The sequence below is a fragment of the Methylobacterium sp. WL69 genome (genome assembly GCF_008039485.1).
In the GTDB taxonomy this organism is placed as follows: domain Bacteria; phylum Pseudomonadota; class Alphaproteobacteria; order Rhizobiales; family Beijerinckiaceae; genus Methylobacterium.
This window is the reverse complement of record NZ_VRUZ01000148.1, coordinates 1-6966: the sequence shown is the minus strand read 5'-3', so window position 1 is coordinate 6966 and position 6966 is coordinate 1. Positions and strand designations below refer to the sequence as shown.

Below are 6966 nucleotides of genomic sequence, written 5' to 3'. Positions count from 1 at the left end.
ACCGTCCCTCCGCCGCCCCGCCGCGGGAGATCGATCCGCGGGCGCCGACATCGGCAGGCGCAACCGTCTCTTCGGGCCGTGGCAGCGCCCGGCGCCGCCGATTCGGCCGCCGGCGGGGGATTTGCCGGAGCCCCGCCACGGGCGATCATCGACCGGGCGCATCGCGGCGATGCGCCCGGAGGGCCAGCGACATGACGGCCAGCAACATGGCGGTGCGGGCGGGAACGGCGGGATGGGGCGGGACGCGCCTCGGACGGATGCTCGGCGCGGGCGCCGCCTGCCTCGCCCTCGGCGCCGCCCTCGCCTGCCTCGACCGCCCGGCCGTGGGCGCGGCCACCGCCGCCCTGTCCCTGCGCCTCGCCGAGGAGCTCGACACCGCCGCCATGGCGCCCGCCCGCGTCGGCCTCGGCCCCCACGGCCGCGACATCCGCCTCGCCGGCGAGCTGGGGGAGGGGACGGCGGAGCGCCTGCGCGCGCTCCTCGACGCCAACCCCCATGTCGAGCGCCTCCACCTCACCAGCGAGGGCGGCCTCGTCGAGGAGGGGCAGGCCATCGGCCGCCTCGTCGCCGCGCGCCATCTCGCCACCTACGTGCCCGATTACTGCGTCTCGGCCTGCACCCTCGCCTTCGTGCGCGGGCACCGGCGCTTCCTCGTGGAGGGCGGCCGCCTCGGCTTCCACGCCCCCTACGAGGCCGGCCCGTTCGGGCAGGTGGTGCAGGCCGACGGCGTGCCCGAGCGGGCGGCCTACCTCGCCGCCGGCCTCGACCCGGCCTTCGTCACCGAGGCCCTGGCCACCGCCTCCGCCGACCTGTGGGTGCCCGACGCCGACCGGCTGCTCTCCGCCGGCGCCGTCACCGAGATGGTCGGGACCGACCGGTTTCCCGATTCCACCCTCGACGACGATCCGAGCCCGGCCGGCGCGCGGGCGGCAATCCTGCGCGCCCTGCCGGTCCTGGGTTCGGCGCCGGGCGCCGTCGCGGACCTCGCCGCCTGGTACGCCGAGGCCTACCGCGCCGGCCGCTCGGAGGCCGAATCCGTCGCGGGCCTGCGCCGCCGCGCCGCCGGCGCCATCGCCCGCGGGCTGGCGCAGGCCGACGCGCCCACGCTCCTGTCCGCCGGGCGCATCCTCCTGCGGGCCATGCTGGCGGCCCGCGCGGAGAACCGCGAAACCTGCGCCCGGATCGGGGCGGGGGCCGACCTCGTCGAGGCCGGAGAGGTGCTCGGCGACGGGACCGAGGTGCCGGCCCTCGTGGCGCGGGCGGGGATCGTTTCGGTGATCGAACCCCTGCCCGACGATGCGGTCATCGGGCCGCGCGCCTGCGCCACGGAGATCCACGCCTACGCCCGCGCCCTGGCAAAACCCCCGGCCGAGGCGGCCCCGGCCCTGCGCGCCCTGGTGCAGCGGGACGTGCGCCCCGTGCGCGAGGCGTCCGCTCTGCCGTGAGCGTTTGGGCAAAATCTGGCGCCGGGGGGCGGGCGGAACGACCGGGGCGGATTTTCGCCTGTCCGCTTTCGAGCGGCAGAGGCATGGACGCGGACAGCACCGCTCCCGATCCTCGGCGGATGGCCCGACCGAGCCGCCGAGCCGCCTAGATGTCCCGCCCTCGATAGACCTCGGGCGATGGGCGTCGCCGCCGCTGGAGAAAGGCCCGGAGGCGGCCGTCGATGGCCGCGAGTCCGCAACCGATCAGCGCCATGCCGATGAAGTGCTGCGGATCGAGGCGCTCGCCCAGCACGACGGCACCGAGGAGAATGGCCGACACCGGAATGAGGAAGGTGACGAGGCAAAGGTTGGTCGCCCCCGCCGTCGCCAGGATGCGGAAGTACAGCACGTAGGCGAGCGCCGTCGACAGGGCCGCGATGCCCCCGATCGCGCCCCACACCGACGCACTCGGCACCGGCAGGGTCCAGGGCCGATCGACGACGAGGGCGATGGGCAGAAGCAGGAGCGCGGATGCCGTGACCTGCCCCGCGGCCGTCGCGAGCGGCGGAACGCCCATCCCCTGGAAGCGCCGGCCGAAGAGGCCGGCGCAGGCGTAGGACAGGGCCGCGCCGAGGACGGCGATCTGCGCCAGGAGGTCGGTCCCGAGGCCCGCGAGGACGGCGGGTCCGACCATCACGGCAACGCCGGCGAGGCCGGCGAGCACCCCCGCGATCCGGTTGCCGGTCATCCCCTCGTCGGACGTGAGGATGTGGGCCGCGACGACGGTGAACAGCGGCGTGGTCGCGTTCAGGATCGCGGCGAGCCCGGAGGCGATGTGGGTTTGGCCCCACACGATCAGGCAGAACGGAACGGCGTTGTTGAGGAGGCCCATGCCGAGGAAGGCGGCCCAAACCCGGGCCCCGCGCGGCATGCTGAGGCCCGACAGCGGCACGACGGCGTTCAGGATCACCGCGGCGAGCCCGACGCGCAGGGTGACGAGGGTGAAGGGCGGCACTGCGTCGAGCGCCACGTGCGTGAAGAAGAACGATCCGCCCCAGAGCACGGAAAGGCTGACGAGCATCGCCCATTCGGGCGCGGACATCGTGCGGTTCACGGCGGGCGGCATGACGGATCCCTCGCTGGTTCGACCCGTCCTAGGATTTTGCCCGGGTGACGCGCGTCCCGTTTCTTGCGCTCAAATCCTCCGGCCGGCCCGCGTGGCGCGGGCGGGGCTTGTTTCGGTGATCGAATCCCCGCCCGACGATGCGGTCCTTGCGCCTGCACCGCCGCAATCCACGCCTGCGCCCGCGCCCTGGCAAAACCCCCGGCCGAGGCGGCCCCGGCGTTGCGCGCCCTGATGCAGCGGGCCGGGCGCCCCGTGCGCGAGGCGTCCGGCCCGTCGTGAGCGTTTGGGCAAGATTTGGCGTCGGGGGGCGGGCGGAACGACCGGGGCGGGTGGATTTTTGCCGGTCCGCTTTCGAGCGGCGAACGCGTTGAAGTAGACGTGGACAGCGCGCCTGCTTTGAACCCAAAGTTACCGTAGCGGTAAGGATGAGATAGGGAAACACTTAGCGGCGCTTATAAGATGGTCCCAAATGGCTCGTCTCCAATCCGAGCAAAATCGCTGCAAGGATCGCCGAAAGTGGTAAAATGACTGAATTTTTAATGAGTTGACCAAATAGTAGCAAATTATACTGCCACCCCGATCCTAACTTTCCATTGTGGCATCCCAGAGTCAATCTGGCGCTCATGCCATTAAGCTCCGGAACACTGCTGACAAGTGCGGCACGCAGGCGATATTTCCCGCGAGGGAGGCGAAGACTGCTCACAACTGGACGATAGAATTCAGTTGAACTCCAGGCATGACTTCCCGCCGCATCACCGCAACCGGAGGTTATGACTCTGCCAGCCGGATCGATCAGCGACCATTGCAGAGGGATCCTGACGCCGTCGAAGGCCTTTCCCGAGCCGATGCCCACTGAGCGGGAGGCGCTGACAAGCGTTGCTACGTCATCACCGAGGCGAGTGGTTTTTGAGAACGCAAGCTCAAGTGAATGGGTGCAGTCCCTCCGAATCTCTAGCTCTTTGTCAATATTCCCAGCGGATGAAAGCGCGATTGGTTCGCTCAGCGGCACCGCCGTTATCCATCGTGACCAAATCTCGAAGCTGCAAACGCAGCCAATCAGCCCAATAAGAGCAAATATTATCCATTTGCGCCGAGCATAGAACGCGAACACGGGATTATCAACTCTCGGCATGAATGCGTGCAGTGATGTATGCAATCATACTTATCGTTCGTTCGGTGTGTGCAATGTCACGCTATAGCAGCTTTCAGGCGTCTGTCGCATAAACTCTTCTGTCGAGTTTAGGGCGCAACCGGCGCCCGACGATCCGCCCCCTAATGCCGGCGCGCGTCGGCCTTGCCCTGGAGGTGGCGGGCGAGTTCGCGGCCGATCTCCCGCATCAGGCTGTCGAGGAGCCGGGCCAGGGACGGGTGGTGCAGGTGGCCGACGAGGCCGTGCAGGGCGATGGCGTGCTCGGCCATGCGGTTGACCGCGTGCTGGCCCGGCCGGTCGAGGCCGCCCTCGTGGGTGAGGTCGAGGGCGATGCCGCGCCCGTGCCGGGGCTGGCCCGCCCCGTCGCGCTCGATCCGCCCGCGCAGGGACAGGCTGCGCCCGCCCGACGCCGTGCGGAAGGCGACGTCGAACGGGGCTCCGCCGGCGACGGCGGCATGGACGACGTTCTCCACCCGCTCGCGATCCTCGCCGTGGGTCCCGTCGAGGAGGCGGCCGAGGGGCACGCCGGAGGCCGTCGGCTCCAGGCCGAGGACCTCCGGCAGGGTGCCCGAGAGCACGAGCCGGTCCGCCCAGATGTCGTAGGTCCACAGGCCGACGACCCCGGACGCCACCAGGGCGGCCTGCACCGCCTCGCTCTCCGACATCGCAAACAGGGGTCGGGACATGATTCTCCTGGGGGGGCGCGCACGCCGGGCCGCCACCGTGCCGTGGGGCCGGGCGCCGGGCGAACGGCACGATTTACCTGAGGTTGGTTCTGCCGAGGGATTCGCCGGGTCCGGTTCCCGCAAGCTAGAGCGAAAACCACCGAACGAGAAGAGGGGGCGGTTGCGTTTTTATGGTGATCCATCAACCTTAGATTGACGATCGGGCCATGGCCGCAGCCGTGCGCTTAACGATTGATTAACCATGATCGGCGAGACCGGATCAGGTCATCCTTGCGTCCCAGGACAGCCCCGGCGCGGGCGCCGGCCTGCGAGACCGGGACGAATCGAGAGCCGCGAAGGGGCGCCAGGATGAAGGCCATCACGTTCGTCACGCAGAAGGGGGGCAGCGGCAAGAGCACCCTGTGCATCTCCCTCGCCGTCGCCGCCCAGGAGCGCGGCCTCTCCGTCTGCATCCTGGAGATGGACCGGCAGGCGACGATCTCCGACTGGCTCGACCACCGCATCGTGGACGGTCCCGAGGTCGCCCAGATCGACGCGACCCAGATCGACGCGGTCATGGGCAAGCTGCGCGAGTCCTCCTACGACTACGTCTTCATCGACACGCCGGGCGTCGATTCCACCGGGACCCTCTCGGCCATCCGCGCCGCCGACCTGTGCATCATCCCGTGCCGGCCGACCCCGGCGGACCTGCGCGCGTTCAAGCCGACGCTCGCCGCCATCTACCGCCTGGAGAAGAAGTTCGCCTTCGTCCTGAACCAGACCCCGCCGCGCTCCTACCGCATCCGCGACGCCGCCGACGGCCTTGCGGTGCTGGGCATCCTGCCCGACGTCAACATCGTCGCCCGCACGGACCACCAGGACGCCATCGGCGTCGGCCAGGGCGTCACCGAATTCAACCCGAAGGGCCAGGCGGCGGGCGAAGTGCGCAAGCTCTGGACCTGGATCGAGAAGCGGATGCAGGTCTCCAAGCATGTCAAAGCCGCCTAAGCCGAGCCTCGCCGCCATCGTGGCGGCCTCGTCCGGGCGCCCGCAGCCCACCGCCGAGATCGTCACCCTCGCCGTCGGCACCCCCCGCCCCCGGCCCGCCACCACCCTCAAGGAGCGGGCGCGGCAGATGTCGGTCTACCTCGAGCCGCCGGTCTACGATCAGCTGCGCGACATCGCCCATGCCGAGCGGGCCAAGATGCACGGCCTGATGCTGGAAGCCCTCGACCTGCTGTTCCGGCAGCGCGGCGCCCGCTCCATCCAGCAGCTGACGGAGACCGACCCGCGCTGAGGCGGGCGGGTTTTCGCGAATGCGAAAACCGCTGGATCGAGAAGAGCTTGCGGCGCGATCCCGACGTCGCGTCGCAACCGGACCCCCGCCGCGGCCGCCCGACGCCCCGGCGGGCCGGGCCCCTGACCGGGTCGGCCCGTTCGATTCCGGCTTTCGCCCGATCCCGCAACGGCTTCGGTCCGGGTCCGGATGCGGCGCCTGAACTGCGAAGGCCGGTCCGCGACCCACTCGCGAAAAATCCCGGCCGCCGGATTCAGCCTTCGTTTACGCCGAAGCGACAAACCTGGGCGTCCCGGAACGGCGCCCCTGCGTCCGCGTCGCCCCGGGCACCCGGCGGACCTCGTCGTCCTCGGTCGCGGGTGTGTGTTGCGTCACGAGGCGGCGGGGCGGATCAACGGGATGACGCGTTCGACGAAGGCCGGCCTGTCGTTCGGTGTGCCGGCCGGGCTGCCCCTGTGGCGGCTGATCGGCGCCTGCGCCGTGGCGCTCGCCACCGCCAACTGCGCCCAGAATCCGCAGCAGAAGCTCGCCGGGGCCTCCGGCTCCACCCTCGATCCGAAATACGGGGTCAAGGCGAGCCCGCGCCTCTACAAGGAGGGCGACGTGATCCCGAAGGGCGGCGGCCGGCGCTTCTCCGGCAAGCCCTACGTGGTGGCCGGCCGCACCTACGTGCCGCGGGAGGACGCCAAGGGCTACGTCCGCGAGGGCCTGGCCTCGTGGTACGGCGCCGCCTTCCACGGCCGGATGACGGCCAACGGCGAGGTGTTCGACCGCAACTCCATCGCGGCCGCACACCCGACCCTGCCCCTGCCGAGCTACGCCCGCGTCACCAACCTCACCAACCATCGCTCGATGATCGTGCGGGTGAACGATCGCGGGCCGTACCACGCCGACCGCATCATGGACGTGTCGGAGGAGGTGGCCCAGGCCCTCGAATTCCACCGCAGCGGCACGTCGAAGGTGCGGGTCGAGTATGTCGGCAAGGCCTCCACCGCCGGCAGCGACGACCGCAAGCTCCTCGCCACCCTGCGCACGGACGGCGTGCCCGCCGCCATCCGGGGCCCGTCGCCGGTGATGCTGGCCGATCTCGGACCCGACGAGCCCTTGGCGAGGGGCCGCTCGGCCCTGGCGTTCCGGTCGGCCGCCGAGGAGGCGCCGCAGGAGATTGTGCAGGACGCTTCGCGCGAGACGTCGCAGGAATCTCCGAACGAGGCGCCCCGCCCGGCGCGCGCCCGGCCGATCATCCTGGCGAGTGCGGCCGGCGTCGCCGTGCCCGCCGCCCTCCAGCCCACCGCCCCGCGCGA

Annotated in this window: 7 protein-coding genes; 4 read left to right on the top strand and 3 right to left on the bottom strand. The window is 70.8% G+C overall.

Translation table 11 applies throughout. The annotated features are described in order from the left end of the window. Positions 1 to 191: 191 nt before the first annotated feature. Complete coding sequence (locus tag FV218_RS22925) at positions 192 to 1445, top strand: hypothetical protein (protein ID WP_246685231.1); 1254 nt, start codon at positions 192 to 194, stop codon at positions 1443 to 1445. Positions 1446 to 1590: 145 nt separating this feature from the next. Here the strand turns inward: FV218_RS22925 and FV218_RS21560 are convergent, their stop codons facing one another. From FV218_RS21560 to FV218_RS21550, 3 genes are all read right to left on the bottom strand, one after another. After that, positions 1591 to 2550 (bottom strand): DMT family transporter, encoded by a 960-nt coding sequence (locus FV218_RS21560; protein WP_147711502.1) that lies wholly within the window; start codon positions 2548 to 2550, stop codon positions 1591 to 1593. Between the two features lie 442 nt (positions 2551 to 2992). Then, positions 2993 to 3661, bottom strand: coding sequence for a DUF5625 family protein (locus tag FV218_RS21555; protein WP_147711501.1), 669 nt, complete (start codon positions 3659 to 3661; stop codon positions 2993 to 2995). Positions 3662 to 3822: 161 nt separating this feature from the next. Beyond that, positions 3823 to 4386: a PAS domain-containing protein gene (locus tag FV218_RS21550; protein ID WP_244475083.1), complete on the bottom strand. Its 564-nt coding sequence runs from the start codon at positions 4384 to 4386 to the stop codon at positions 3823 to 3825. Positions 4387 to 4734: 348 nt separating this feature from the next. Here FV218_RS21550 and FV218_RS21545 point away from each other — a divergent pair, with 348 nt between their 5' ends. The 3 genes from FV218_RS21545 to FV218_RS21535 form a co-directional block, all read left to right on the top strand. Next, positions 4735 to 5373, top strand: a complete 639-nt coding sequence (locus tag FV218_RS21545) for a ParA family protein (protein WP_147711500.1) — start codon at positions 4735 to 4737, stop codon at positions 5371 to 5373. Further along, positions 5357 to 5662 (top strand): ribbon-helix-helix domain-containing protein, encoded by a 306-nt coding sequence (locus FV218_RS21540; protein ID WP_147711499.1) that lies wholly within the window; start codon positions 5357 to 5359, stop codon positions 5660 to 5662. Before FV218_RS21545 ends, FV218_RS21540 begins: the two co-directional genes overlap by 17 nt. Positions 5663 to 6061: 399 nt before the next feature. Continuing rightward, positions 6062 to 6966, top strand: a 905-nt coding sequence (locus FV218_RS21535) for a septal ring lytic transglycosylase RlpA family protein (protein WP_147711498.1), incomplete at its 3' end; no start/stop codon positions are given.